The organism is Caenibacillus caldisaponilyticus, assembly GCF_002003465.1.
Lineage (GTDB): Bacteria > Bacillota > Bacilli > Bacillales > Sporolactobacillaceae > Caenibacillus > Caenibacillus caldisaponilyticus.
In genome coordinates this window covers 1-2,268 of the sequence record NZ_BDDQ01000079.1, presented here as the reverse complement: position 1 = coordinate 2,268, position 2,268 = coordinate 1, and the positions used below count along the sequence as shown (strand labels likewise).

General features: G+C 45.5%; 3 protein-coding genes and 1 pseudogene. 2 read left to right on the top strand and 2 right to left on the bottom strand.

Annotated elements, in window-relative coordinates; genetic code table 11:
* Window positions 1-226: transposase (locus CCB157_RS15850; RefSeq protein ID WP_193432318.1), on the bottom strand; the 226-nt coding region annotated here is incomplete at its 3' end.
* 152 nt (window positions 227-378) lie between these two features.
* Here CCB157_RS15850 and CCB157_RS15845 point away from each other — a divergent pair.
* Window positions 379-1,263, top strand: coding sequence for a diacylglycerol/lipid kinase family protein (locus tag CCB157_RS15845; RefSeq protein ID WP_077616810.1), 885 nt, complete (start codon window positions 379-381; stop codon window positions 1,261-1,263).
* A gap of 576 nt (window positions 1,264-1,839) precedes the next feature.
* Window positions 1,840-1,980 (top strand): hypothetical protein, encoded by a 141-nt coding sequence (locus tag CCB157_RS17725; protein ID WP_158077354.1) that lies wholly within the window; start codon window positions 1,840-1,842, stop codon window positions 1,978-1,980.
* A 15-nt stretch (window positions 1,981-1,995) separates the two neighbouring features.
* Here the strand turns inward: CCB157_RS17725 and CCB157_RS15840 are convergent.
* A pseudogene (locus CCB157_RS15840) lies at window positions 1,996-2,268 on the bottom strand (UPF0236 family protein); the annotation flags it as partial.

Below are 2,268 nucleotides of genomic sequence, written 5' to 3'. Positions count from 1 at the left end.
GCAAGGTCAACCGTCCCACCCGAGTCGTCAATTGCCGGGGATAAGACCCGTTTCGATAGCCTTTTCGCTCCTCTGTGCGCTCATAACGGCCGGCGCCAAGTTGATCCGTTAACTGGGCTTCAAGGATTTGATTCAAGACCTGTTCCAACAGTTTGGCCAGTCCTTGATCTTGCGACAAGAACCCGTGCAGGATTTCATCGCTTATTGTAATATTGTATTGAGCCATAGTTGCTTTCCTCCTTTTTGTTTTTTGTTTTGGTCAATGTCCATTCTATCAAAGGGAAAGCAACGTGGCTCTTTTTACATTTCCTTTTTACACAATTTTACGGACTCAACTCCCAACGATCACACCTCTTATAAAAAAGGAACGATTCATGAATGTACGGTTTTATCGTCAATCAAATCTCGGGAAACGGAAAAGGATTAAAAGTTTGGAAGAAAGTCGAGACGTTGCTTCAGGAGAAACGCATCCATTATCAGGTGCGGTTTACCGAGCGCCCAAAACATGCCACGGAAATCGCGAAGGAGCTGTCTTCTCGCCAATGTCATGCCGTTATCGCCATAGGCGGAGACGGCACCGTCCATGAAGTGGCGAACGGGTTGATCGGTTCGAATATTCCATTGGGCATCATTCCGGGAGGATCGGGCAACGACTTGGCGAGGGCCCTGGATATACCGGCGGACTATAAAAAGGCGCTCGAGCGCATTTTGATCGGAAAGAAAAGGAAAATGGATATTGGTAGAGTGGGCGAAGAATACTGTATGACTGTGACGGGGATCGGCTTTGACGGGAAGGTGGCCGAGGTCAATCAGGGCGCCAAATATAAGAATTGGATGAACCGCATGAGATTGGGCGGACTTTCGTATGTCCTGAGTTTGTTGCAAGTATTGTTAAACTATCGGCCCGTCAACGTGGAACTCACGATCGACGGGAAGGCGTTCTCATTTTTAGATGCCTGGCTCATCGCCATCGCCAATACTTCGAGTTATGGCGGAGGCATCAAGATCTGTCCCGATGCCTGTCATGATGACGGTTTGTTCGATATTTGCGTCGTGCACGATTTATCCAAATGGGAGCTGATACGCACGTTTCCCAAAACGTACACGGGAAGACACGTCACCCATCCGAGCGTCACGATGTTGAAAGGGGAAAACGTCGAAGTGACGGCGGAATCTCCGCTGATCGTGCAAAGCGACGGCGAAATCCTCGCGAGAACTCCCGTGAAGGTGACGATTCGGAGGGAGGCATTGTGGGTCATTTGACGGCGGATCGGTGCAGCATGAATTTGATTCGTAAAAAAGAACCCGGCAACGAAGGCAAAGTTTAAGATGAGCATTTCCGCCTTTGAAAGTTTTTGAATCGGGGAAAGTTTGTTGAGTTTTCGGGTATTAGAATTGCTGTACCAGGTGCTTATTATGCATGCGGCTATAAATCAGGTGTTTATAAAAGAAGTAAAATTTAAAGGTTTTGGTGCGGACGGATATTAATCATACAAAATAAGTAATCGTACATTCCTTGGATACGAACATTCAAATGGTCCTCCCGTTGTATTTGGTGTAGGAGATCGGATAAATGATATTATCCGGTTGGGGGTCTGTTCACTTCACAATTAAGGGGAGAAAATAATTGGGAAAAAGTATAAAACGAATTTATCTTTCAAGAAGCTTTTTCCTCATCTTTTTATTTTTACTTTTATGTGGAATTTATGTTGGAGAGGGATCTACATTCAGTTGAGTCCGTAAAATTGTGTAAAAAGGAAATGTAAAAAGAGCCACGTTGCTTTCCCTTTGATAGAATGCACATTGACCAAAACAAAAACGAAAAGGAGGAAAGCAACCATGTCTCAATACAATATTACAATAAGCGATGAAATCCTGCACGGGTTCCTGTCGCAAGGATGCAGTCAAGCTTTTGTGGGCACTTTTCTTGTACAATGCAATTTGAAAGCGTTCTCCTATTTTCTTGGACTTCTTGCGTAAGCTCTCTTCAAATGTTTAAAAACCGATCAGCCCTTTCAAAGCGCGGTGAATCATCGTGCCTGAAGATTGTTTCATATAGGGGATGTTGTCACGTACATCATTTACGATTTGCTTGGTCAGCCTTTTACGGGTTTTGGTCTCTAGAGCCTTACGACCCGAACCGTTTGTTTCACGGTTCGGCACCCATTGCCCAAACCACGTTTTGACCTCCAACCGATCCTTGTCGGCAATTATCCATTGGGTCATCGCCTCTACACCGGCTGCACTCCAACTGCGCCCCTGTTTGAG

Coding starts and splice junctions, on each gene's coding strand:
- CCB157_RS15845 (WP_077616810.1), top strand. CDS start 379: ATGTACGGTTTTATCGTCAATCAAATCTCGGGAAACGGAAAAGGATTA.
- CCB157_RS17725 (WP_158077354.1), top strand. CDS start 1,840: ATGTCTCAATACAATATTACAATAAGCGATGAAATCCTGCACGGGTTC.